Origin of the sequence: Achromobacter marplatensis, from assembly GCF_002209535.1 — a bacterium.
Taxonomy (GTDB): domain Bacteria; phylum Pseudomonadota; class Gammaproteobacteria; order Burkholderiales; family Burkholderiaceae_B; genus Achromobacter; species Achromobacter marplatensis.
Map to the genome: position 1 here is coordinate 230,491 of NZ_NJIG01000003.1, position 24,864 is coordinate 255,354.

The 24,864-nt window shown below is 64.1% G+C and carries 22 protein-coding genes and 1 pseudogene; 9 read left to right on the plus strand and 14 right to left on the minus strand.

Annotated elements, in window-relative coordinates:
* Nucleotides 1-19 precede the first annotated feature (19 nt).
* From CEY09_RS08025 to CEY09_RS32485, 3 genes are all read right to left on the minus strand, one after another.
* Nucleotides 20-1,006: a Bug family tripartite tricarboxylate transporter substrate binding protein gene (locus CEY09_RS08025; protein ID WP_088588235.1), complete on the minus strand. Its 987-nt coding sequence runs from the start codon at nt 1,004-1,006 to the stop codon at nt 20-22.
* A complete protein-coding gene (locus CEY09_RS32480; RefSeq protein ID WP_113914592.1) occupies nt 1,003-2,208 on the minus strand; it encodes a CaiB/BaiF CoA transferase family protein in 1,206 nt (401 codons plus the stop codon). Before CEY09_RS32480 ends, CEY09_RS08025 begins: the two co-directional genes overlap by 4 nt.
* 120 nt (nt 2,209-2,328) lie before the next feature.
* A complete protein-coding gene (locus CEY09_RS32485) occupies nt 2,329-3,267 on the minus strand; it encodes a hydroxymethylglutaryl-CoA lyase (RefSeq protein ID WP_113914591.1) in 939 nt (312 codons plus the stop codon).
* 188 nt (nt 3,268-3,455) lie between these two features.
* Between CEY09_RS32485 and CEY09_RS08035 the strand changes: the two genes are divergently transcribed.
* Nucleotides 3,456-4,184 (plus strand): IclR family transcriptional regulator, encoded by a 729-nt coding sequence (locus tag CEY09_RS08035; protein ID WP_088588236.1) that lies wholly within the window; start codon nt 3,456-3,458, stop codon nt 4,182-4,184.
* A 101-nt stretch (nt 4,185-4,285) separates the two neighbouring features.
* Entirely contained in the window at nt 4,286-5,443 is a 1,158-nt protein-coding gene (locus CEY09_RS08040) for an NAD(P)H-dependent flavin oxidoreductase (protein ID WP_006223283.1), read from the plus strand.
* Nucleotides 5,444-5,468: 25 nt separating this feature from the next.
* On the opposite strand, the gene CEY09_RS08045 is transcribed toward CEY09_RS08040, so the two are convergent.
* Nucleotides 5,469-6,941, minus strand: coding sequence for a sensor histidine kinase (locus tag CEY09_RS08045; RefSeq protein WP_088588237.1), 1,473 nt, complete (start codon nt 6,939-6,941; stop codon nt 5,469-5,471).
* On the minus strand, nt 6,938-7,666 hold the full coding sequence (locus CEY09_RS08050; RefSeq protein ID WP_088588238.1) for a response regulator transcription factor: 729 nt from the start codon (nt 7,664-7,666) through the stop codon (nt 6,938-6,940). Before CEY09_RS08050 ends, CEY09_RS08045 begins: the two co-directional genes overlap by 4 nt.
* A 145-nt stretch (nt 7,667-7,811) precedes the next feature.
* Here CEY09_RS08050 and CEY09_RS08055 point away from each other — a divergent pair, with 145 nt between their 5' ends.
* The 7 genes and pseudogenes from CEY09_RS08055 to CEY09_RS08085 all read left to right on the plus strand — a co-directional run.
* Nucleotides 7,812-8,444: a cytochrome b/b6 domain-containing protein gene (locus CEY09_RS08055; RefSeq protein ID WP_006223286.1), complete on the plus strand. Its 633-nt coding sequence runs from the start codon at nt 7,812-7,814 to the stop codon at nt 8,442-8,444.
* 10 nt (nt 8,445-8,454) lie between these two features.
* Complete coding sequence (locus CEY09_RS08060) at nt 8,455-9,246, plus strand: molybdopterin-dependent oxidoreductase (protein WP_088588239.1); 792 nt, start codon at nt 8,455-8,457, stop codon at nt 9,244-9,246.
* Between the two features lie 42 nt (nt 9,247-9,288).
* Entirely contained in the window at nt 9,289-9,630 is a 342-nt protein-coding gene (locus CEY09_RS08065) for a pentapeptide MXKDX repeat protein (RefSeq protein ID WP_088588240.1), read from the plus strand.
* An 88-nt stretch (nt 9,631-9,718) separates the two neighbouring features.
* Nucleotides 9,719-10,213 carry a peptide-methionine (R)-S-oxide reductase MsrB gene (msrB, locus tag CEY09_RS08070; protein ID WP_088588241.1) on the plus strand — a complete coding sequence of 165 codons (495 nt, stop codon included), beginning with the start codon at nt 9,719-9,721 and terminating at the stop codon, nt 10,211-10,213.
* A gap of 28 nt (nt 10,214-10,241) precedes the next feature.
* Nucleotides 10,242-10,931, plus strand: coding sequence for a peptide-methionine (S)-S-oxide reductase MsrA (gene msrA / locus CEY09_RS08075; RefSeq protein ID WP_088588242.1), 690 nt, complete (start codon nt 10,242-10,244; stop codon nt 10,929-10,931).
* 220 nt (nt 10,932-11,151) lie between these two features.
* Nucleotides 11,152-11,544 (plus strand): PRC-barrel domain-containing protein, encoded by a 393-nt coding sequence (locus CEY09_RS08080; protein WP_006223293.1) that lies wholly within the window; start codon nt 11,152-11,154, stop codon nt 11,542-11,544.
* 207 nt (nt 11,545-11,751) lie between these two features.
* Nucleotides 11,752-12,117 (plus strand): annotated as a pseudogene (locus CEY09_RS08085) (TRAP transporter large permease subunit); the annotation flags it as partial.
* Nucleotides 12,118-12,131: 14 nt separating this feature from the next.
* Here CEY09_RS08085 and CEY09_RS08090 read toward each other — a convergent pair.
* From CEY09_RS08090 to CEY09_RS08130, 9 genes are all read right to left on the minus strand, one after another.
* Entirely contained in the window at nt 12,132-14,879 is a 2,748-nt protein-coding gene (locus CEY09_RS08090; protein WP_234818252.1) for an aminotransferase class I/II-fold pyridoxal phosphate-dependent enzyme, read from the minus strand.
* Nucleotides 14,880-14,978: 99 nt separating this feature from the next.
* The gene (aspT, locus tag CEY09_RS08095) at nt 14,979-16,667 is read right to left on the minus strand and encodes an aspartate-alanine antiporter (protein WP_088588244.1); all 1,689 of its coding nucleotides are present in this window, start codon (nt 16,665-16,667) and stop codon (nt 14,979-14,981) included.
* Nucleotides 16,668-16,732: 65 nt separating this feature from the next.
* Nucleotides 16,733-18,400 carry a bifunctional aspartate transaminase/aspartate 4-decarboxylase gene (locus CEY09_RS08100; RefSeq protein WP_088588245.1) on the minus strand — a complete coding sequence of 556 codons (1,668 nt, stop codon included), beginning with the start codon at nt 18,398-18,400 and terminating at the stop codon, nt 16,733-16,735.
* Between the two features lie 227 nt (nt 18,401-18,627).
* The gene (locus tag CEY09_RS08105; protein ID WP_088588246.1) at nt 18,628-19,035 is read right to left on the minus strand and encodes a Zn-ribbon domain-containing OB-fold protein; all 408 of its coding nucleotides are present in this window, start codon (nt 19,033-19,035) and stop codon (nt 18,628-18,630) included.
* 2 nt (nt 19,036-19,037) lie between these two features.
* Nucleotides 19,038-20,195 carry an acetyl-CoA acetyltransferase gene (locus tag CEY09_RS08110; RefSeq protein ID WP_006223307.1) on the minus strand — a complete coding sequence of 386 codons (1,158 nt, stop codon included), beginning with the start codon at nt 20,193-20,195 and terminating at the stop codon, nt 19,038-19,040.
* Nucleotides 20,196-20,232: 37 nt separating this feature from the next.
* Nucleotides 20,233-21,372: an acyl-CoA dehydrogenase family protein gene (locus CEY09_RS08115; protein ID WP_088588247.1), complete on the minus strand. Its 1,140-nt coding sequence runs from the start codon at nt 21,370-21,372 to the stop codon at nt 20,233-20,235.
* Between the two features lie 30 nt (nt 21,373-21,402).
* The gene (locus CEY09_RS08120; protein ID WP_088588248.1) at nt 21,403-22,926 is read right to left on the minus strand and encodes an AMP-binding protein; all 1,524 of its coding nucleotides are present in this window, start codon (nt 22,924-22,926) and stop codon (nt 21,403-21,405) included.
* 18 nt (nt 22,927-22,944) lie between these two features.
* Nucleotides 22,945-23,805, minus strand: a complete 861-nt coding sequence (locus CEY09_RS08125) for a MaoC/PaaZ C-terminal domain-containing protein (protein ID WP_088588249.1) — start codon at nt 23,803-23,805, stop codon at nt 22,945-22,947.
* 55 nt (nt 23,806-23,860) lie between these two features.
* Nucleotides 23,861-24,844 carry a Bug family tripartite tricarboxylate transporter substrate binding protein gene (locus CEY09_RS08130; protein WP_088588250.1) on the minus strand — a complete coding sequence of 328 codons (984 nt, stop codon included), beginning with the start codon at nt 24,842-24,844 and terminating at the stop codon, nt 23,861-23,863.
* Nucleotides 24,845-24,864: the final 20 nt, after the last annotated feature.

Consider the following 24,864-nt stretch of genomic DNA (forward strand, 5'->3'; position numbering starts at 1 on the left):
CGGGTTCTAGCTAGCCGCTTCAAGAGGCGGTCTGGATATTGGCCTCGCGGATCAGGCGGGCCCACTTCTGCTGTTCCTGCAGGATGTATTGCTGCGCCGCCTCGGGTGTGCCGCCCATCGCGGTGCTGCCTTCCGCGGTGAAGAGCGCCACCGTGGCCGGATCGGCCAGTACCTTTTCCACGACGCCGTTCACCGCCTGGATCACCTCGCGGGGCGTGCCGGCCGGCGCCACCAGCGCCTTCCAATCCAGCGCCTCGAAGTCGTCGAAGCCGGACTCGGCCACCGTAGGGACGTCGGGCAGGATCGGCAGCCGCGCCCGCGCGGTCACGGCCAAGGGGCGCAGCACTTTACCTTTCAGCATTTCCTGCGCGGCCTGCGGCGTGGCGAACATATAGTCGGTGTTTTCGCCCAGCAGGTCGTTCAGGGCCGGGGCCGCGCCGCGGTACGGCACGTTCAGCACTTCGAACTTCGCCTGGTACGCCAGCAGCTCGCCCGCCAGATGGCCCACCGTGCCTGACCCCGCCAGGGCCTGCTTGATGGAGCCGGGCGCGGCGCGGGCGTCGCGCACCAGATCGGCCAGCGTGTTCCAGCGCGCGTTGGCTTTGACCACCAGCACCACGGGCAGCGACGCGATCAGCGCGACGGCAGCGAAATCCTTGCCCGCGTCAAACGGCATCTTCGGCATCAACGCCGGATTGATGGCCAGGTTGGAGGTCTGCCCCAAGCCCAGCATGAATCCGTCGGGCTTGGTCTTGGCCACATAGTCCAGGCCGATGTTGCCGCCAGCGCCCGGGCGGTTTTCGACCACGACCGACCAGCCGGCCAGGCCGGTGATCTTGGCGGCGATGGCGCGGGCCACGGAATCTGTTCCGCCGCCGGGCGTGTAGGGCACGATCAGCCGGATGGGCCGGCCATCAGGGTAGCCGCCGGCCGTCTGCGCCCGCAACGGCAATGCGGCCGCGCAGAGGGCTGCGCCCAGGAATGAGCGTCGGGATAGAGTCATCATGAGGGTTTGTCTCCTTGTGTAATGTGCCTTGCCTTCAAGGCCGCGATTTCATCGTCGCGATAGCCGGCGGCGCGCAAGAGCTCGTCGGTGTGTTCGCCCACGGCCGGTGGCTGCAAGCGGATGGGCGGCTGGACGCCGTCCAATGTCAGCGGGGCCAGCGGCACCCGGGTTTCGCGGCCGTCCGGCAACGTGACCGGCGCAAGCCCGCCCGTGGCCTTCAGGTGCGGATCGTCGAAGAGCTGCTCGGGCCGGGTGATGGGCGCGAACGGCAGGCCCTCTTGTTCGAACCGGGCCGCCAGTTCCGACGCGCGGTAGCCGGCCAGATGCGAACGCAGCTGCGGCATCAGCCAATCGCGGGCCTGCACCCGGTCGTTATTCGTCTTCAGGCGCGGGTCCGCCAACCATTCCCCCAGGCCGAACGCGCGGCAGAAGATGCCCCATTGCTTGTCGCTGACGACTGCCAGGAACACCTGTTCGCCATCCTTCACCGTGAAGACGTCGTACACGGCCCATGCGGAAATGCGGCTGGGCATCGGCGCCGGCGCATTCCCCGTCATGGCGTGCTGCATCATGTGCTGCCCCACCAGGAAGACGTTGTTTTCGAATAGCGAGGCCTGCACTTCCATGCCTACGCCGGTATGTTCGCGTTGGGCCAGCGCCGCCATGGCCCCCATCGCGCCGAACATGCCGCCCATGATGTCGTTGACGCTGGCGCCGGCGCGCAGCGGATCGCCGGCGCGGCCCGTCATGTAGGCCAGCCCGCCCATCATCTGCACCACCTCGTCCAGGGCGGTCCGGTTCTCGTACGGCCCCGGCAGGAACCCCTTGTGGCTGACATAGATCAGCCGGGGGTTGCGTGCCTTCAGCGCGGCGTACCCCAAGCCCAGTTTTTCCATCACGCCGGACTTGAAGTTCTCGCTGACCACGTCGGCCGAATCGATCAGGCGAAGCGCGGCCTCGATGCCTTCTGGCTGCTTCAGGTCCAGCGCGATGCTCTTCTTGTTGCGGTTGAACATGGGGAAGAAGCCCGCGCCCGAGCCCAGCAGCCGGCGCGTGGAATCGCCCCCCATCGGTTCGACCTTGATGACCTCGGCGCCCAGGTCCGCCAGCAGCATGCCGCAGGTGGGCCCCATCACCATGTGGGTGAACTCGATGACGCGGATGCCTTCGTACGGAAGACGGGACGGGGAACGGCTGGACATATGAGCACCTTCAAAAGGAATGGATCGACGCCCTGCGGCAGGTTTCAGGCAAAGCGCCGCCCTGCGCGGCCGGCGCGTGTAGCGCCCTGCCGCGTTGGCATCGCGATCGGTAAAGGGGGGCTAGCGCGGTGGCGTGAAACCCTTGGGTAATCCAGCGTCGGGCGTCATGCCGTACAAGGGCTCGCCCGGCAGGCCGGCGGCAAGCGGCGTGCGCGCCGCGATGATGTTTTCCAGCGAGATCCCGGTACGCACGCCCATCGCCTCGAACATGAACACCAGATCTTCCGTGACGACGTTGCCCGACGCGCCGGGCGCGTAGGGGCACCCGCCCAATCCTCCCAGCGAACTGTCGAAGGTGCGCACGCCCTCGTCCCAGGCCGCCAGGCAATTGGCCAGTCCCAATCCGCGGGTGTTGTGCATATGGGCCGCGCCGGCATGCGAACCGATTTCGCTGCGCAAGCGCCGGAACAGGCGGCGCACCTGGGCGGGGTTGGCATAGCCCACGGTATCGGACAGCCCGGACTCGTCCGCGCCGGCCGCGACGCACATTGCCGCCAGCCGGATGACGTCGTCCTCCGGCACCAAGCCTTGCAAGGTGCAGCCGAACGCCGTTGAAATGCCCGCTTCCAGCTTCACGCCGGGCGCGATGGCGTCGCGCAGTTGCGCGATGGCGCGGACTTCTTCGACCATGTCTTCGGGCGTCTTGCGCACGTTGGCCAGCGAATGGGCGCGGCTGGCGGAAACCGGCATCGTCAGCTTATGGACGCCTGCGCGCAACGCGGCCTCCGCGCCGCGCAGATTTGGCACCAGCGCCATCACCGTCACCCCGGCATGCCGGACCGCATGGGCAACCACTTCCGCCGCATCGGCCATTTGCGGCAGCAGCCGGGCCGGCACGAACGACGCCACTTCGATTTCGCGCAATCCCGCCGCGACCAGCGCATCGATCCACCGCAACTTGTCGGCCGTCGGCATGGTGGCCTTCACCGATTGCAGCCCGTCGCGCGGTCCGACTTCGCTGATCAGAACGTCGGTGGGATTTGGGGCGTCATGCGCCATGCTTTCGTCTCCATAATATTCTATCTAATAGAATGATGTTCTTTAGAATAGAATTAAATGCGAACAGGAAATCGCTGTCAAGCGCGTTTTAGGCCCAACGCCAAGCGGCCCTATGCCTACAATGGCCGCCAATCGTTCTAAAGGATGGAATATGCCGACTGTAGTCCGACGCAGCGCCGGAGCTGGCCATGCCCCGTAAAGCCGTCACCGAATCCGTGGCAGACGCCGATGCCGCGGCAGGCGGCGTGGCCGCCGTCGACCGCGCGATGAGCCTGATGGCGGTCTTCACGCCCGCTGACCGCACGCTGTCGCTGGGCGAACTGGCCGACCGCACACGTCTCTACAAGAGCACCGTGCTGCGCCTGCTCGCGTCGCTGGAGCATGCGCAATGGATCCGCCGCCTGGACGACGGCCGCTACGCGCTGGGCCCCGAAGTGGCCCGCCTGCACAGCATTTATTCCGCCTCGTTTTCGTTGGAGCAGGTGGTCATGCCCGTGCTGCGCGAACTGGTGGCGACGACCGGCGAAAGCGCGGCCTATCACGTGCGCCAGGGCGATGCGCGCCTGTGCCTGTACCGCGTGGATTCCCCGCATCCGGTGCGCGACCACATCCGGGCGGGCGACCTGCTGCCGCTGGAACGCGGCAGCGGCGGGCGCGTGCTGATGGCCTATGACGACATCCTGGGCCATGCGCCGGGGCCGGATCAGGCGCTGTATGCCCGGATCCGCCATGATGGCTATTTCGCCGCGATGGGCGACCGGCTGAGCGAAGTGGCGGGCATCTCCGCCCCCGTTTTCCTGTTGTCGGGCGGCATCGCGGCGGCGGTGACGCTGACCGCCCCCGCCCACCGTTACAACCCGGATCACCTGACGCCCGTGCGGGAGGCCGCCCGCCGCCTGACGGGCCGCGTCGGCTGAGCGCAAGCGCCCTGCCATTGCCCGGCGGCTTGATCCCGCGCAAGGCGACCCGTCATCCCTTGTTCTAGCCTCTGTCCACTTGACCAGAGGAAAGACTCAACATGACGTGGTTCAAATCACTCAAACTCGCCGGACGCGAATTGCTGCCCATCGTTCAGGGCGGCATGGGCGTCGGCGTGTCCGCTCACCGTCTGGCCGGCACCGTTGCCAGCCAGAACGCGGTGGGCACCATCGCCAGCATCGATTTGCGCCATCACCACCCGGATCTGCTCGAAAAGACCGACAAATGCAATGACCGCGACGCCATCGACCGCGCCAATCTGGAAGCGCTGGACCGCGAAGTGCGCGCCGCGCTGGACACGGCGCAAGGGCGTGGCCTGGTCGCGGTGAATGTCATGAAGGCCGTGCGCGGCCACCCGGCGCTGGTGCGCCAGGCCTGCGAAAGCGGCGCGCAAGCCATCGTGATGGGCGCCGGCCTGCCCATGGACCTGCCCGAAATGACGGCCGACTTTCCCAAGGTTGCGCTGGTGCCGATCCTGTCGGAAGCGCGCGGCGTGGCCGTCGTGCTGAAAAAGTGGATGAAAAAGGGCAAGCTTGCCGACGCCGTGGTCATTGAACATCCGGGCCACGCCGGGGGGCATCTGGGCGCCGCGCGCCTGGACGACATCCACCATGAACGTTTCGATTTCCAGCGCGTGCTGACCGAATGCCACGCGTTGTTCGACGAGCTGCAACTGGGCCAGGACGCGCCCCGCCTGATCGTCGCCGGCGGCGTGGGCAGCCATGATCAGGTGCGCCACTGGCTTGCCAACGGCGCCGATGGCGTACAAGTGGGCACGGCGTTCGCCGTCACCCGGGAGGGCGACGCGCACGAGAACTTCAAGCGCGTGCTGATGGACGCCGACCCGTCGGAACTTGCCGAATTCACCAGCGTGGCCGGCCTGCCCGCGCGCGCGGTGGCAACGCCTTGGTTAACCCGCTACCTGCGCCAGGAAAAAACGCTGCAGGACGGCACGCGCGCTGATCCGCGCCGGTGCAGCCAGCGCATGGATTGCCTGACGCAATGCGGGCTGCGTGACGGCCTGTCGAAATTCGGCCAGTTCTGCATCGACCTGAAACTGGCGGCGGCGCTACGCGGCGAGGTCAGCCGGGGCCTGTTCTTCCGCGGCGCGTCCAAGCTGCCGTTCGGCGGCGCCATGCGTTCGGTGCGCGAACTGATGGACTATCTGCTGCACGGGCAGATGCCCGCCACCGCCTGACGGGGCGCCTTGGGGCCTGCCGGCCCTAACGCGCCGCCGACAGTTCGAACTGGAACACCGCGCCGCGCTCGGCGCGTTCCACCAGCCGGATCTCGCTCTGGTGCAGTTGCAGAATGCGCTGCACGATCACCAAGCCCAGGCCGCCCCCGTCGCGCGGCCCGCGGCTCAGCGCAGACGCCCGCGTGAACAGGCCGGCGCGCAGTTCGGGCGGAATGCCCTGGCCCGAATCGCTGACCTGCACCTGCACCCGGCTCTGCGCCACGCCCAGTTGCAGTTCGATCCGGCCGCCCGGCGGACTGTGGCGAATGGCGTTGTCCAGCAGGTTCGTCAGGACGCGTTCGATCAGCCCCAGATCCGCGCGCACCAGCGGCAGCGCCTGCGGGATGTCGGTGGTCAATTGCTGCTGGCGTGCTTCGGCAGCCAGTTCGAATTTCTGCAGCACGTCCTGTACCAGTTCCGGCAGCGAAAACGTTTCCGGCTCCGGCCGCACCAGACCAGATTCCAGCCGCGCCAGCTCGAACAATTCCTGGGCCAGCCGGCCCACCTTGCGGCTTTGCGCCAGCGCGATGTCCAGATAACGGCGGCGTTCGCCGGCATCCAGCGTTTCGTCTTTCAGGCGCAGGGTTTCCAGGTAACCGTGCAACGACGTCAGCGGCGTGCGCAGATCGTGCGAGATATTGGCGACCAGGTCGCGCCGCTGCTGGTCCTGACGCGTCAACTCGCGCCATTGGTCGGATATCCGCCGGCCCATCTGCACGAAGCTGCGCCGCAGCACCGAGATCTCGTCCCCGTTGCGGTCCGACGCGTCGCCAGGGCGCTCCAGCGCGGCCAGCGCCTGGCCGTCGTCGCCATCAAAAGCCCGCACCGCCCGGGTCAGGCCGCGCAACGGCCGCGTAATCAGGGCAAACGCAGTCAGGCCCGCCACCAGCCCAAGCAAGGCCACCAACGCGATCGACCACAGCGTCGTGCGCAAGACCGAGCTGCGCGACACGGACATCGCCAGCGCATCGTGCGCCTGGCCTTGCAGCACCACGTAGACATAACCCTTGTCCTGCCCCGCCACACGCACGGGCGCCGCGCTGAACACCTTTTGCACCCCGGCATTGCGCGGGTCGTCGCCCACGATGGGCAGCATGCCGCCCTCCAGCAGTCGTTTGACCGGCGCAAGGTCCACGTGGTCGCGCTTGATCTGGCCGGCGGGGGCCGCGTCGCCGACGATACGGCCGTCGTTGGACAGCAGGTAGACCTCGACCGCCGGGTTGACCGCCATCAGCATGTCGAACAGCGAACGCACCGCGTCCGGCTTCCACCCATTGGTGTCCATCAGTTCCGTCGTGCCGGCGATATGCTGCGCCAGCCCGCTGGACAAGCGCTGCACGACCTCCTGCTCGTAGCGGGAATTGGCGGCGATCTGCAGCCAGGCCGATGCGCCGCAGCAGGCCAGCAACAGCAGCGCAAAGACGCCGGACAGGCGTTGGGTCAGGGTGAAGCGTTTCATGATGCGCCTCCCGTCGCGCCCGGCGCTGCCGCGAACTTGTAGCCCCTGCCCCAGACGGTCAGGATGCGCTGCGGGTTGGAGGGATCGGCCTCGATCTTGGTGCGCAGCCGGTTGATGTGCGTATTCACCGTGTGCTCGTAACCTTCGTGCTGGTAGCCCCACACATGGTTCAGCAGATCCATCCGGGAAAAGACCTTGTCGGGGTGGCGGGCAAAGAAATGCAGCAGGTCGAATTCGCGCGGCGTCAGGTCCAGCCGGCGCTCGTCGACGTCCACGGTGCGTGAGATCGGATCGATGGAAACACCGTGCACGGCCAGGCTGCCGGCATCGATGCGCGCATTGCGTTCAACGGCATCACTGCGGCGCAGCAGCGCCCGCACCCGCGCCACCAGTTCCAGCATGGAAAACGGCTTGGCGAGGTAGTCGTCCGCGCCCAGTTCCAGGCCCAGGATGCGGTGCACTTCGCTGGACCGGGCGCTGGTGATGATGATCGGGGTGTAGCGCGCCATGGCACGCGCCCGCTTGCAGATCTCAAGCCCGTCGATGCCGGGCAGCATCAGGTCCAGGACCAGCGCGTCCCAACTGCCCTCTTCCAGCCGCCGCATGCCTTCGTTGCCGTCGGCGGCATGTTCCACCGCATAGCCTTCGTCGCGCAGGTGCAGGCGCAGCAATTCGGCGATGTGGGCGTCATCTTCAACTATCAGCACGCGTCGGGGCGTATCCATGTGGGGGCTCGGGCCAGTTCAGTACCGCCATTGTCGCCAATCCACCGGCGGGGAGTTATCACAAATATTTTAAGTTTGCGTGAGGACTCCGATATCGGGCCCGGGGAAGAATGGCTTCAACGACAGAACGCCCCGGAGACCCGCCATGTTGGCAAGCCCCGCAAGTCACGATACACCGGCCGCCCCGCGCCCGGCTGGCGCCATCCATCCCGGCTGGTTGCGGACGATGCATTGGATCAATGCGCTGGCCGTCGTGATCATGGTGATGAGCGGCTGGCGCGTCTATAACGCCGCCCCGTTCTTCGACTTCACCTTCCCCAACGGCATCACGCTGGGCGGCTGGCTGGGCGGCGCCCTGCAATGGCACTTCGCCGGCATGTGGCTGCTGTTCGCCAACGGCCTGCTGTATCTGGCGCTGAACGTGGCCACCGGCCGCCTCTGGCGCAAGTTCTTCCCCGTCAGCCCCCGCGGCGTGGCCGCGGACCTGGGCGCCGCGTTGCGCGGCAAGCTCGCCCACGACGACCTGCGCCACTACAACCAGGTGCAGAAACTGGCGTACCTGTTCGTCATGGCCGACATCGTGGTGCTGGTGCTGTCCGGGCTGGTGCTGTGGAAGTCGGTGCAGTTCGATGGGCTGCGCGACCTGCTGGGCGGCTATGAATTTGCGCGCCGCATCCATTTCTTCGCCATGGCGCTGCTGGTGGCGTTCGTGGCAGTCCATCTGGTGATGGTGGCGCTGGTTCCGCGCAGCCTCGTCGCCATGATCCGCGGCAAATAAGGAGCCCTTCGTGAGCCAGAAAAGACGCTTGTCGCTGTTGGGCCTGGACGGCCCGGCCATCCTGAAAGAAGCCAGGAACCTGCTGGCCAAACGGGTCGAGCAGCCTTCGCGCCGCACGTTCCTGCGCAACAGCCTGACGCTAGGCGGGCTGGCGATGCTGTCGGGCTGCTCGCTGTCCGACGACGAGAACGTGGAGAAGGCGCTGGCCACCGTGTCCCGCTTCAACGACCGCGTGCAAGGCTGGATCTTCGACCCCAACAAGCTGGCGCCGACCTACCCCGAATCGATGATCACTCGGCCGTTCCCGTTCAACGCCTACTACGGCATCGACGAAGTCCGCCAAGTCGAGGAAGCGTCGTTCCGGCTGGAAGTCACCGGCATGGTGGCCGACAAGCGCCAATGGCGGTTGGAGGAACTGCGCGCCATGGCCCAGATCGACCAGGTCACCCGGCACATCTGCGTGGAAGGCTGGAGCGCCATCGGCAAGTGGGGAGGCGTGCCGTTCTCGACGTTCTTGAAGCGCGTGGGCGCCGACCTGACCGCGAAATACGTGGGTTTCAAATGCTCGGACGACTACTACACCAGCATCGACATGCCGACGGCGCTGCACCCGCAGACCATCCTGGCGTTGACCTACGACGGCAAGACCTTGCCCCCCGAATACGGCTATCCCATGAAGCTGCGCATGCCCACCAAGCTTGGCTACAAGAACCCCAAGCACATTCGGGCGATTTTCGTCACCAACACCTACCCAGGCGGTTACTGGGAGGACCAGGGCTACAACTGGTTCGGCGGCAGCTAGGTGGAAATCCTGTTTGACCTCTCTTTCTCAAAGGAATACATCATGAAGACACTCACCACCGCCGCTTTCTCCCTGTGCCTGGCCTTTGGCGCCGTGGCCGCCCATGCCGCCGACAGCATGGGCAAAGACAATATGGCCAAGGATTCGATGCCCAAGGACAGCATGTCGAAAGACGGCATGTCCAAGGGCGGCATGGCAAAGGATGGGATGGCGAAAGACGGCATGGCCAAGGACGGGATGTCCAAAGGCGGCATGGCCAAGGACGGCATGTCGCACGACGGGATGAAGAAGGATTCCATGTCGAAGGACGGTATGTCGAAGGACGGTATGTCGAAGGACGGTATGTCCAAAAGCGGCATGTCCAACGACAGCATGAAGAAGTAAACGCTGAAGTCAGACTGGCGGCCGGCCTCGCGCCGCCCGCTGGCGAGCGGACCCCGCCCCTCCCTATTCCCCTAGCCGGAGCCATGCCATGACTTTGAATCGCAGAAATTTCCTGAACCTGGGCGGCGTCGCGGCCCTGGCCGCCGGCCTGGCCCCGTTGCTGGCCGCACGCAGCGCGCCGCCCGCAGCCTCGTTCCCCTACGCCTTGACCGACGCCCAATGGCGCGCCCGCCTGACGCCCGCGCAGTTCGACGTGCTGCGTCGGGAGGGCACCGAAAGACCCTACACCAGCCCCCTGAACGATGAACACCGCACCGGCACGTTCTCTTGCGCGGGCTGCGAACAGAAACTGTTTTCCTCAAGCACCAAATTCGACAGCGGCACCGGCTGGCCCAGCTTCTGGCAACCGCTGGCGGCCGCCGTCGGCGAAACCCGGGACAGCAGCTTCGGCATGGTCCGCACTGCCGTCTATTGCGCCAACTGCGGCGGCCACCTGGGGCACGTCTTCGACGACGGCCCCCGCCCGACCGGCCTGCGCTACTGCATGAACGGCGTGGCCATGACCTTCGCCCCGCAGGCTTAACCACACCGCCCTATCAGGACCCCACACCATGAACATTCCGTTTCGCAAGCTCTGCGCCACCCTGGCCGCCGCTTCTGGCCTGCTGGGGGCTGGTGCGTCCCAGGCGGCCGAATCCGCCTTCATCATTCCGCCGCCCGCCGTCGATCAGGCGAATGACGCCGCCCCGCAAGAAAAGGCCGTCATCGCCGGCGGCTGCTTCTGGGGCGTGCAAGCCGTGTTCCAGCACGTCAAGGGCGTGACCAGCGCGGTGTCCGGCTATGCCGGCGGCAAGGAAAACACCGCCAACTACGATACCGTCAGCAGCGGCCGCACCGGCCACGCCGAGGCCGTGGAAATCACCTATGACCCCAAGCAGGTCAGCTATGGACAGCTGCTGCAGATCTATTTCTCGGTAGCGCATGATCCTACCCAGCTGAACCGCCAGGGCCCGGACAGCGGCACGCAATACCGCTCAACCGTCTTCCCGGCCAACGACGGCCAACGCAAGGTGGCCGAGGCCTACATCGCGCAGCTGAACCAGACGGGCGTGTACGCAAAGGCGCTGGCGACCACGGTGGAACCGCTGCAGGGCTTCTATCCGGCCGAGGGCTACCACCAGGATTATCTGGTGCGGCACCCGTACAGCATGTACATCATGGTGAACGACATCCCCAAAGTGGAGAACCTGGCCAAGACCTTCCCGGACCGGTATCGGGACAAGCCGGTGCTGGTGAACTGAGGGTGTGCTTGCCCCTCGGCGTCCAAGAGGGCGAGCAATCGCCCTGCTGGCGCGTCGCCCTACTGCTTGGGCATAAGACTTGCTGACAAGAAAAAGCACTACGGCCCGCCCGGGGCCCCCGGTCTGGTCAACTCTGCCGCCATCGTCCTAACGCAACACGGAGGGCGACTGCCGCGCGCAACATAAAGTGCCAAAGGCGAAATTCCAAAGGAGATCAGCGATGAGCGAAAAAACTGCAATGGTCGGCTTGGCCGTCCTGCTGGGCGTCTTCTCAAGCGTGCCGGCCGCTTCGGCGCAGGGCTCGCCGCAGTCGGTAACCGAAGTTCGCGTCGACGTTGCGAAGGTGGACGCGGGATACCGCGCGTCGAAGATGAGCGGTTCCACCGTCTACAACAGCAAGAAGGAAAAGATCGGCACCGTCGACGACCTGATCCTGGGACCTCCGGATTGGGTGCCGTACGCCGTCCTTTCGGTCGGAGGCATACTCGGCGTGGGCAATCATCTCGTCACTGTGCCCCTGGCAAAAATGCAAATCACCGACGATCAGTTAGTGCTGCCCGAGGCAACCAAGGACACGCTGAAGGCGCTACCCGAGTTCAAGTACATGAAATAGGGGCGTGTCGTCGCATTGCGCGGTCCTGCCGTTGGGGCTGCGGCCGATCAAGGCTGCAGCAAGGCGATGCGGGGCTTGCACGCGGAGTGCTGCCGATCGCGTTGGCCTCTGTCTGTGGGGGATCGTTTGCGGGATGAAGTGGCCGCCCAGCGGCGCGCCGTCATCGCGGCAGAAGGCGGCATGGCAGTGCACCAGGGGCGCACCGGCATTCGCGCCGCCGTGGTCGAGGGCATCGCTACCGCCACGGAGGTCTCGACCATCGGCATCGTCTACGCCGCGCTGGTGGGGGCCACCCTCATGGGAGGGTTGCCCGGCGGGGCGGGCACCTTCACACACCAGATGGGAATCCATGCAGTGCACTACGCGATGGTCGTCATCCTGTCCATGGGCATCGGGCTCTTCGCGCCGCCCTTCGGCGTAGGGTATTACGCGGCCTGCGCCATTGGCAGGGTTGCCCCCGAGGTTGCCGGACGGGCCGGAAGGCCTGTCCGGTGCTGCGCAGGATGCGGATGCACTGGATTTCAATGCGCATTGCGATATATGGACGGCGATGTCCAAATAGGGACAATTTAGGTTTGCGTACCCATTTAGCTGTCTGCTCCACCGATAGCTGAAGGCTGAATCAGCTTGATGCCGCGCGCGGCGTTGTAGCCGTGAATTTCTTTCACATCGAGTTTGCGCATGAATTCAATGGTGTCTGCGTCGATGATCTGGCCAGGAACCATGATCGGGAACCCGGGTGGATACGGGATGACGAAGTTTGCGGATACCAACGCCGGACCGTTAGCCAACCGATCATCCAACGCTGAACTGGTAAGCGGCAAATATTCGCATTCGTCCTCGTTATAGGCCGCGAAGAATGCGGTCCGCATGTTGCCTTCGGTCGTAGCGCTGGCCGGGTTGTCGCGATAGCCGTCATGAAAGCAACTGAAATTGGGCAAGTTCGGTACGTCCTCCATCAAGCTGGCCACCTTTGCCATGAACGCCGCCCTACCCGCCTCACCTTCGGCACGGAGCCTCGCCTCTATACCTTCAGAGATTTCGACCAGCACCTTGATGAGCGCCGCGACATCGCTGCGGGTATTGTTGATATTGCTTTGCAACAGAACGCTATTGCGAGAAGTCTTGTTCAGCTGGATGTTGTATTTGGACGCCAGCAGATTCTTGAAAGCGGTACCGTCAAAGCCTGCCGTGCCGCACACCAGCGTCAGCCGAGTCGGATCCAGGCAGAACTCATCGTCCTTCAACGCCTTCACCGCGGTCAGCCAATTCATGCCGGATGCGAGATAGTCCGTGAATCCCGATTGGCGAAATTCTTGGGGAATCATCTTGTCCGCGCCCAGAACGCTGAAATAACGCGAGATAAGCGGATGCCGAGCAACTTCACGCCGGATAGCCAACGCGACTTCAACGGCACGCATCACCAGTTCGTAACCCTCCAGCTCCATTTGCCGACGAGCGATATCCAGGGAGGCGATGATCTGTGCATTAGGCGATGTCGACGCATGAATGAATACTGCTTCGTGGAAGGCGGAAACGTGATGATCGTAATCTTCGTCGCGCACGGCCACAATCGATCCCTGACGCAGACTCGACATGGACTTATGAACAGAGTCCGTCTCATAGACTCGTATGCGCATGGCCTGGGGATTGGGCACCAGTTGCCGCTCAAGCAGGCGCGGATCCCTGGGGTCCCATTGCGCGCCAAGCTCCTGGGTCTGAGCGTCCCAGGCTTGCTGGGCCGCGGGGTCGTCGCGCCACTGCGCCAGCGCGGCAGCCGCACCCATCGCCGTGCGTGGCCGCAAGAACGGTGACCAGCGCGCGAATCCGAACCACGCCTCGTCCCACAGGAATATCAAGTCGGGTTTGATAGCCAGGCATTCCGCCATCACCTGACGAGTGTTGTAGATGTGGCCATCGAATGTGCAGTTGGTCAGCGTAACCATGGCGACCTTGTCCAGCCTACCCTCTGCCTTCAGGTCCAACAGCGCCTGCTTGATCGTGCGCAGCGGCACGGCGCCATACATCGAGTATTCCGTCATGGGAAAGGCCTCTACATACAGTGGCTGCGCCCCGGAAAGCACCATCCCATAGTGATGAGACTTGTGGCAGTTGCGGTCAACGATGACAATGTCGCCCGGTTTGGTCACGGCCTGGTAGACCATCTTGTTAGACGTGGACGTTCCGTTGGTCACAAAAAAAACGTGGTCCGCACCCACCGCGCGTGCGAACTTTTCCTGTGCGACCTTGATGTTGCCGGTGGGCTCCAGCATGCTGTCCAGGCCACCGGTCGTGGCGGATGTTTCCGCCAGGAACAGATTCAGGCCGTAAAACTCGCCGAAGTCGCGGATCCAGTTTGACTTGATGATGGACTTACCGCGAGCAATCGGCAGCGCATGAAAGGTGCTGATCGGCCGCGCGGCGTAGTGCTTGAGATTGTCGAAATGGGGTGTCGTCTGGCGGTCCCTGACCCCTTCGAGAATATTGAGGTGTACCTCCATCGGTTCCTCGGCCTCGTAAAACACGCGGCGAATGACCGACGCTGCGGGATCCCCGGCAAGTTGCTCGACCTGTCGGTCCGTCAGCAGGTAGATATCGAGCTCCGGCCGTATGTTGGCGATGAAGCGCGCCAGCGTGACGCCGGACTCGGCAGACGGAGCACCCGTGAAAGTGCCCATGTGCTGGTACGCCTCCAAGAATTCCCGCAACAAATGCGTATCGTGCCTGGATTCAAACGGGATGCCGTCATAGATGACGACGGCCTCAATCTTGCCGTTCAGTATCGTGGCCAGCACCGCGTCCTCGAAGCTTCCCACCAGCACGGGTTCATAGACAACGGGGTCATCCGGCCGCCGCAATTGACGGATCTCCTGGCAAATCGAAGCCGCGCGTGTGGCAGCCATGGAAGAGACGAACAGGGTTTCAAAGTACGGCCGTCGCGTGGCCGCGCCCAATCCTGGCGGCAAACGGTCGGGCGCCTCCGCTGATGTCTCGTCGGCCTCGTCCCACTCGCTAGCGTCATAGCGATAACTGCCCGACAGCAAAGCGTTGCTCATGCGAAGCACGAGGCGGGCCGTGCCCAACGCATCGCCGTCCGCAAGCCGGTCATCAAGCGCCCGCAGCAGCTGGACGCCTGGATAAGCGAAGTAGGCCTCCATGGCGCGAAGACCGGCCAAGGCTTCCTGCACGGGCACGGCTCCTCCCTGGCTTTTTCCCGCCCTGGCCTGCGCTGCCCACCGCTTCGCCTGCGCGTTCAGATCTCGCCATCGATCCAGCCGCGCGGCCGAGTTCGAAAACAGGTGGTCCAGATGGCTGCCGTTCATATCACGACTCATGGTGTTCCCCTGTTGGTGTAGGCGATGCGCGCCTTGCACGTAATGGATAGGATGGCAATGACTGGGACATCAAGCGGCTTCACGTCGCCGAAAGCGGCCTTAAGCCAGCAGCATGATGACGACCATCCCCCAGATCGTGAGCAAGGTGTTGCCCACGGCGTAGGTGACCGTGTAGCCCAGCCCTGGCACCTGGCTCTTGGCCACTTCGCACACCATGCCGAGCGCAGCCGTCGTGGTGCGGGATCCGGCACAAATGCCGAGGATCAGCGCAGGATGAAATCGGAAGACAAACTTGGCGAGCAGCATGCCGACGATGAGCGGAACGGAAGTGGCGAAGATGCCCCAAAGGAACAGACTGATGCCCAGCTTCTGCAAGCCGACGACGAATCCTGGCCCGGCAGAGATCCCCACCACGGCAATGAATACGTTCAGCCCGACGGAGTTCATGAACCACAGCGTGGGTTCCGGAATCCGGCCAAAGGTCGGGCGAATGCCGCGAAACCATCCGAACACGATGCCGGCGATGAGCGCTCCGCCCGCAGTGGACAGCGTCACCGGAATCCCACTGATGTTGATGACGAATGCGCCGACCAATGCGCCGATCGTAATGGCAAGCGAAACGAACGCAACGTCGGTGACGTTGGTGGGCCGATCCACGTACCCCACTTCCTTGGCCGTGGCGTTGATATCCTGCGTACGGCCGACCACCGTGATGACGTCGCCGCGATACAGTTTGGATTTTGGAAGGACGGGTATGGACGTTTCGGTCGGTCCGCGCCGAATGTGCTTAAGAAACACGCCGCGAGCGCCCGGCCAGCGCGAGAGTTCCTCCAGCGTCTTGCCATCCACCTTCTTGTTCGACACGTAAATGTCGACGCCTTCAGTCTGCATATTGAGCAGTTCGGCATCTTCAACTTCGCGACCACTTGGCCCCAGCCGGGCGATCAGTTGATCCCGCTTACCGCCGATGGCGACGATGTCGCCGGCTTCGATAAGGGTGGTCCGGTCCACTTCCATGATGGTCCCGCCGCGGCGCACCCTTTCCACAAAGGCGCGGACGCCGTCCTGGGTGCCGGCCTCGATGTCTCCGATGGCCCTGCCGATGAAGGGGCTCTGCGCCGCGATCGAATAGGCTCGAACCTCGAAATCGTGCCATTCGGTCGCGCCCTCCCCGCCTCGGCCCGCGCCCAGCATCGCTTCATACTCCTTGCAGGCTCCGACCAGATCGATGCCCAGCAGCTTCGGACCGATCTGCGCCAAAATGATGGCGGAGCCGACCGTGCCGAAGATATACGTCACGGCATAGGCGATGGGCATGGCGTCCAAAAGCGCCTGGGTTTCCTCGGGCGTGCGGCCCAGCCGATTGATGGCATCGGTAGCCAGGCCCATCGAGGCCGAAATCGTCTGGGATCCGGCAAACAGGCCCGCAGCGGATCCGATATCGTATCCGGCAAGCATCGCGGCAACCACCGCTGAACCCAGGGACAGCAACGCCATGACGACAGCGAAAAGCGCCTGCGGCAAACCATCCTTGGCGATGCCGCGCACGAACTGCGGCCCGACGCCGTATCCCACCGCAAACAGGAACATCAGAAAGAACACCGACTTCACATTCGGCGATATCTTGACCCCCAGAACGCCGATGCCGATGGCGACCAGCAAGGTGGCGGTGACGGCGCCCAGGCTGAAGCCCTTGAAGCTCTTGCCGCCAACCCAATACCCGATGCCCAAGGCCAGGAAGATGGCAATCTCGGGATAGGCTTTAAGTGTAGAAACGAACCAGGTCATGGCCGGCTCCTTGATAGAGACCATGCATTGGCGAGCGGACGGCGTGCGCGCGCGCTAAGTGGCTTCTAGATTGCCTTGGTGGTCGTGGTGGCATCAGGAGCCTTGCCGTTGTCCTTGCCGCCCTTGCTGCCCTTGCCGCCCTTGCTGCCCAGCGCGCGATATCGCTCCAGATACTCATCGCGCAGGTTGCGCACGCACTGGCCGATTTTCACGTAATCCTGTTCGTTCAAATTCGCCAGCGACACGCGGCCAGAAGGATGCACCGTCCCGAACCCTTTGCCCGGCAGCAGCACCACGCCTGCTTCTTCGGCCAGCCGGAACAACAGTTCGTGGGGCTTGATATTGGCCAGCAACCATTTGACGAATTCCGGACCGACCTCGCGGCTCATCTGCTCCACGTCGAGCAGCGTGTAGTAGTCGACGACGTTCTCGTCTACCGCGTCGGGTGCAGCTCCCATGCCGCGATACAGCGCGGCCTTGCGCCCTCGAATCAGCCGCTTCATGGCTGCCTTGTAATGGTCCGCGGTATCCATAAGCGAAAACAGCGAAAACAGCACCATCTGCACTTGTTGGGGCGTCGATAGGCCAGCAGTGTGATTGAGGGCCACGGTGCGGCTGTCGGCGACGATCCGGTCGATGAACAGCAGCTTCTCGGGAGCGGTCGTGATCGATGCATAGCGCGCATTCAATCCGTCTTTTTCCGCCTGCCCGAGTTGCGCGATCTTTTCATCGAAGAGATTAGATTTATGCGCAGCAATTACGCCCAAGCGCCAGCCCGTAGCGCCAAAATATTTGGAGTAGGAATAGACCAGCAGCGTATTGCGCGGGCATAGTGCGAAAAGAGAGACAAAGTTGTCGGCGAATGTCCCGTAGACGTCGTCGGTCAGGATGATGAGGTCAGGACGATCCTTGACGATATCGGCGAGATACCGGAGGCTTTCGTCACTGACCTTCACGGACGGTGGATTGCTGGGATTCACCAAAAAGAACGCCTTGACCTTGGGATCACGCAGCTTGTCGAGCTCAGCTTTTGAATACTGCCAGCCATTGGCTGGATCGGCGTCGATCGACAATTCCGCCAAGCCAAACTCGGCCAACTCGGGAATTTCGATATAGGGCGTAAAGATGGGCTTGCCCAGCGCGATGACATCGCCTGCCTGAAGCAGATGATTGATCTTCATCGAATTGAAGAGATAGGTCATGGCCGCAGTTCCGCCTTCCACGGCATAAAGGTCGAAGTCCCCGGCAAACGGGTGGCCCCCAATCATCTCCCTGCGGATGTACTGTTTCACGATCTTTTCGCTAAGCCGTAGCATGCGGTCCGGCACGGGATAGCTGCAAGCAAGAATGCCCTGACACATCTCGTAGATGAATTCGCCTCCATCAAGGCCCAGTTGGTCCCGGACGAACGACACCGCCCCGGAAAGAAACTTTATGCCGGGAACCTCATGATGGCTGCGAGTGAACAGATCGAAGCGCTCTTCGATCCCCTCGCGTCTGGGAAAGCCCCCCACCCCTTCAGCCAGATAGGAGAATGATCGCTCGGATTCAGTCATGGCAAACAGGCCCAACTGCCAGAATCCATGGCGGGGGACCGTAGCCACAAAATTGGGATTTCCTCTCCCTGCATTGAGCATCAGCCGGTTGGTGACGCTGCCGGCCAGGGTGATGAGTTCGTCTTTTAGTTCGAAGGGAGAAAGGCTGGCGGAGGAGGACGCATGTTTGATATCCATTGAGCTTCTCCAGATCATGGACGCAACAAAAGACGCCGCGAGAATGTGGCGTTCGAGCCCCGAACCAGGAGACGCTGGATTGCGTAGGACCTGGCAGATCCCCTTGTATAGGGAACATCAAACCAGCTTAGTGACAGCGTTGTAGCGGGTACATACACAGTTTTGAGTATGGACGCCGCGGTCGCTCGCGAAGCCGCAGGCGGCTCGCGCCGCCGCCGTGACTTGAGTTATTCCAACCGGAACTGCGGCAAGGCAATCTCGGGGGAGGCCTGCTCGAAGCACACGTACACACGGCTTCCTATCCGGACCGCCTCGGGCGGACTGTCGATGATGTTGGCCATCATGCGCACGCCCTCATCCAGGTCGATCATGGCGACGACGTACGGCACTTTTTCACTCAAGGCCGCATTGCTCGGGCGCCGGTTGATGGTGTAGGTGTAGACGGTTCCCAGGCCTGCGGATTCGATCCACTCGATGCTGTCCGACAGGCAGGCCGTGCAGAACTCGCGCGGATAGAACTGGCGCGCCTTGCAGCAGCCGCATTGCTGGATGACCAGGCGGCCTTCCTTCGCGGCATCCCAGTAGGGCTGGGTGATCCGGGTCGGTTGCGGCAGCGGGCGTTGAACGTGGTCCATGGTCAGACTCCGAGAATCAGGGTGGTGTTGCAGGAAAAAACCAGCCCGGGCGCATGGACCAGAGCCAGTTCGGCCTTGGGCAGCTGGCGCTCGCCGCATTCCTTGCGCAACTGGTGCACGGCCTCGAGCAGCAGCAGCATGCCGAACTGGCCGGGATGGTTGTAGGACAGACCGCCGCCCGAGGTATTGATGGGGAAGTCCCCCCCGGGAGCCAGGCGTCCATCCGCCACGAAGGCCCCGCCCTCGCCGCGCTTGCAGAAGCCCAGCTCCTCCAGCGACTGGATCACGCCGATGGTGAAGTGGTCGTAGATCTGCACCACGTCGATGTCCGCCCGCGTGACGCCGGCCATCTCCAGCGCGGCGTCCGCCGTCTGCGCCACATTGGTGTCCAGCCAGTCCGCGGTATTGAAGGGCGTGTAATGATGCGAGAAGGATTCGGCAATGCCCATCACGTAGACCGGTGGGCGTTTGAGCGTACGAGCGCGCGCGGCGGACGTGACGATGACGGCGCCGCCGGCGTCGGTCACCAGGCAGCAGTCGCGCTGGCGCAAAGGATCGGCAATCATCTTGGAAGCCATGACTTCCTCGATCGAGGTTTCCTCGCGCCGGTAGGCCTTGGGATTGAGCTGCGCCCATTTTCGCGCCGCCACCGCCACTTCGGCCAGGTCCTTGTGGGTGGTGCCGTAGCGCTGCATGTGCAGCTGCGCCACCATCGCGTAATAGCCGATGGGACTCAGCTGCCCATAGGGCGTGATGAACTGCCCACGCGGCATGCGCATGTCCTCCGGCGTACCGCCCACCTTGCGCGTGCCGTCCGACAGCTGGGTGCTGCCGTAGGCCACCAGCGCCACCTCGCACATACCGGCCTCGATCGCGGCCATGGCGTGGCGGACGTGCATGACGCTGGACATGCCGCCCACGCTGGTTGAATCCACGTAGCGCGGGCGTATGCCCAAATATTCGGCCAGATGCAGTCCGGCGAACTTGTCGTCAACGTGCGCGAACACGCCGTCGACGTCCTGGAGAGTCAATCCCGCATCGCGCAGGGCGCGGGCCGCCGCCTGCGCCTGCAGGTCCAGCGAGGTCATCCCGGGTACTTTCCCGAGGTCGGATTCGGCGGCGCCAACGATGGCGACCGATTTCGAAAGATGCTTGGTCATGTAGGAATCTGCTCCTGTCGAAGTCCAAAAATAGGGTTCAAAGCGTCCGGGCGATCAGCTCGCGCATCACTTCAGAGGCGCCGCCGTAGATCCGATTGGGCCGCACGTCGGTATAGGCGCGGGCGATGGGATACTCGCGCATGTAGCCGTAGCCGCCGTGGAACTGCAGCAGATCGTCGATGGCGCGGGTGGCTTCGGACGCCCACAGCTTGGCCATGGCGGCGCCCCCGGCGTCGAGTTCGCCATCCAGGTATTGCTGCACGCAGCCGTCGACGAAGGCTCGGGTGGCGGCGGCCAGGGTCTTGATGTCGGCCAGCTTGAAGCGGATGTGTTGGTTGTCGATCAAGGCCTTGTCGAAGGCACGGCGTTCCTTGGTGTAGTCGACGGTCCACTGCAGCGCGCTCTCCAGCGCCATCGCGCAGCGCACCGCGATCATCAGCCGTTCGCGCACAAGCTCCTTCATCAGGTAGCCGAAGCCCTGCCCCGGTTCTCCCAGCATGTCCTCGTCCGGCACGAACATGTCCTGGAAGAACAGTTCGGCCGTGTCCTGCGCCTTCTGCCCGACCTTGTCCAGCAGCCGCCCGCGCGTGAATCCGGGCGTCGAGGCAGCGACCCAGAACAGGCTGATGCCGCGCGAGCCGGCGCCGGGATCCGTCTTGGCCACCACCAGCACGCGATCAGCATGGAAGCCGTTGGTGATAAAGGTCTTCTGGCCGTTTATGACGTAGCCGCCCTGAGCCCGGGCCGCCGCGGTGCGAATCGCCTTGACGTCGCTGCCCGCGCCTGGCTCGGTCATCGCGAGAGACGCCACGATGTTGCCCTGGGCCATGCCGGGCAGATCGCGCCGCTTCTGGCTTTCGGTGCCGAAATTCAATAAATACGGCGCCACGATGTCTGAATGCGTGGTGAAACCCGTCACGCCCGTAGCCAGCGCGCGGGCGATCTCCTCCACGACGATGATGGTGTGCAGGAAATCCCCGCCGCCGCCGCCGTATTCTTCAGGCGTGCTGGGCAGCAGGATGCCCGCCGCGCCGGCCTTGCGCCACAGGTCGCGCGGCACCAGGCCGTCTTGTTCCCATTGATGGTGATGGGGCGTGATCTCGTTTGCAATGAAGCGCGCCACCGTGTCGCGGAACAATTCGTGCTCCGCCGAGAAGAGCTTGCGTTGCTGGTTCATGCTGCCTCCTGATCTGTCATGAAGGGCCTCCTAGGGCCAGTAGCGCTGCTTGACCAGGCGCTTGAGCAGCTTGCCCGTCTCGGTGCGCGGCATGTCGGTGGAAAAATCCACGCTCTTGGGGCACTTGATGGGCGAGATGCGCTCGCGGCAATACGCGATCAGCTGCTGCGCCAGGTCAGCGCTGGCCGCGCCGGGATCACGCAATTGCACGACCGCCTTGACCTCCTCGCCGAATTCGTCGTTCGGCACGCCGACCACCGCCACATCGGCCACGGCGGGGTGCGTGCAAAGCAGGTTCTCCGCTTCCTGGGGATAGATGTTGACTCCGCCCGACACGATCATGTTGGACAGGCGATCGGTCAGGTACAGATAGCCGTCCTGGTCCAGGTAGCCGATATCGCCATAGGTGGCCCAGCCGCGCGCGTTGTAGGCGCCGCGCGTCTTGTCCGGATCCTTGTGGTATTCGAACGAACCGCCCCCCGAAAAGTAGATGACCCCGGCCTGGCCCGCCGGCAGTTCGGTCAGCCCGTCCTCGCTCATGATGTGCGCCTGGCCGAACTCCGGTCTGCCCACCGAGCCGCGATGCGCCAGCCATTCCTCGGAACCCAGCGACGTACGCCCGACCAGTTCCGTGCCGCTGTAGTACTCGTACAGGATCGGTCCCCACCACGCGATCATGGCTTCCTTGACGTCGGCCGGGCACGGTGCGGCCGCATGCACCGCGTAGCGCAGCGTGGACAGGTCGTGGCGCGTGCGCTCTGTCTCTGGCAGGCGCAGCAGACGGATGAACATGGTCGGCACCCATTGCGAATGCGTGACACCGTAGGCGGCGATGGCCTCCAGCGCCGCGGCCGCATCGAATTTTTCCATCATGACGCAGCTGCCGCCGGCGCGCAGCGCCGCCATGTTCCAGCGCACCGGGGCCGCGTGATAGAACGGCGCCGTGGACAGATAGACCGTGTCGCGATCGAACGCCTTCCAGGCGCTGCTGGGCGAGTCGCCGACACGGAAGTAGCGGTTGGCGACCGATAGCGGACGCTTGATTCCCTTGGGCAGGCCGGTGGTGCCCGACGAATAGAGGAAGTCCGTGCCTTCCGGGGTTTCCGGCAGCGCCACGTCGTCGGCGTAGCGGCCGACCCAGGCCTCGTACTGGATCGCACCGGCGTCCGCGTCGTCCATGCAGACGCGCAGCACGCCGCGCGCATCCAGGCTGTCCTCATCGGTTTCGGTCTGCGTGCAGCCGGAATAGAACAGCACGCGCGCGTCGCAGTTCTCGATGATGTAGCGCGCTTCCTCGCGCTTGAGATGCCTGCTGATGGTCGTGTAGTACAGGCCGACGCGATGCGCGGCCCACAGCAGTTCGAAGAACCGCGGATGGTTCTCCAGGAATACTGCAATCCCGTCGCCGGCCTGCAGGCCGGCATCCAGCAAGGCCGCGGCGCATTTGCGGCTGCGCAGCTCCAGCTCGCGCCAGGTCACCGTGATACCGGACGGAATCATGCGGTAGGCGATGCGATCGGGCATCTCCCGGGCATGGGCTTCAAGTGCAGACATGGTTCACCTCTGGTTTGCTCAATTGGCCAGGCGGGCAACGCCGTTGCTTAGCACCACTCTCCCGCGCTCGTCGGCCAGCGCGCGAAATTGCAGGCGGTCGCCATCGCGCCAGATTTCCACGCGCAGCGTCTCGCCCGGGAAGAACGGTGAGGAAAAGCGCGCGGCGATCGCACCCAGCCGTTGGGGCGACGCAGCTGCGCAGGCCTGCAGCAAGGCGCGCGCAGCCATTCCATAGGTGCACAGCCCGTGCAGGATGGGCCGCTCGTAACCGGCGGCGCGCGCCATGTGCGGCAGCACGTGCACCGGATTGAGGTCGCCATTCAGGCGGTACAACAAGGCTTGCTGCGGCAGCGTGGACAGCAACACGACCTGATCGGGTTCGCGCTGTGGCGTGGCCGGCAACGCCTCCGGCGGCTCGTCGCCCTGGCCAAAGCCGCCATCGGCGCGGCAGAACGACACGTGCTCCACCGTGGCCAGCGGTGCCCCGCTATCGGCGTCGGAAATGTCGCGCACCGTCACCACCAGCGCGCCCTTGCTGGCGCCTTTGTCCACCACCCGCGTGACGCGGGTCTGGCTGCGCACCGCCCCGGCCGCGGCCAGCGGGGCGTGAAACGTCATGCGGTGCTCGCCGTGCAGGATCTTCACCCAGTCGATGCCGGTGGCCGGGTCGGCTGCCCAACCGTTGGGCGCGCCGAGGGTGGCCAGGAAGGTCGGCACCACGGCCGTCCCCTCTTCGTGCACGTAGCGCAGCTCGTCTTCATTGGCCGGATCAGTGCCGTAGCCCAGACCCAGCGCATAGATCATGCAGTCGCGCGCGGTGTAGCGGTCGACGCGGTCTTCGAACTTCCAGTTGCGCAGGCGTTGATAATCGATTGCCATGGATCATGCCTCCCTAAGCATGCCGGCGGCGACCTTTCCGCCGCCGGCGTACAGGTCATTCCGCCTTGATGCCGGCGGCTTTGATGATTTTTTCCCAGCGGTCCTTTTCCGACCGGATGAAACCGTCGAACTCGGCTGCCGTGCCGCCCAGAGGAATGCCGCCCTGCTGCGCCAATTGCTTCTTCACGTCTTCATCGGCCAGGACTGCATTGAGCTCCGTATTCAGGCGCGCCACCACGGCCGGCGGCGTGCGCGCTGCGACCAGCACGCCCAGCCAGGCACCGACATCCACATCGGGATAGCCTTGCTCGGCCAGCGTCGGCACGTCGGGCAATATCTGGCTGCGTTCACGGGTGGTGACGGCCAGCGCCCGCAGCCTGCCGGCCTTGACCAACGGCGCCACGGTGATCACGTTCTCGACCGTAAAGTCGACCTGGCCAGCGACCAGGTCGTTGGTGGCCGGCGCCGCCCCCTTGTACGGCACGGTGACGGCCGTGAACTCCAGGCGATTCTTCAGCAGTTCGCCGCCCAGGTGTCCGGAGGTCCCGATCATCGACACCGCCATGGACAGGTTGCCCTGTTTGCCGCGGGCATAGTCACGGAACTCCGCCAGCGTCTTGACGGGCGCGTTGGCGTTGACGACCAGCGCATTCGGCATGGTGATGATGCGCGCCACCGGCGCAAAGTCGGACATCGCATACGGCAGCTTGCTGTACAGCGTGTAATTGACCGCGTTCGGCCCGCTGCTGCCCATGACCATCGTGTACCCGTCGGGCTCGGCCCGAAGCAAACTCTGCATGCCCAGAATGCCGGCCGCGCCGGGCACGTTTTCGACCACTACCGGCTGCCCCAGCCGTTCAGACAATTTCTTGCCCACGATCCGGCTGGTGATGTCCAGGATGCCGCCCGGCGAACTGGGCGCGATCAGCCGCAAAGGTCTGTTCGGGTAGCCCTCCGCCGCTCGCGACTTCTGCGGCAAGGCCAATGAAGTCATCAGGCCGGCAAGGACTGCCAGCGCGACTCGCCTGCGTTTGTTCATGTCTGTCTCCTGATAGTTTT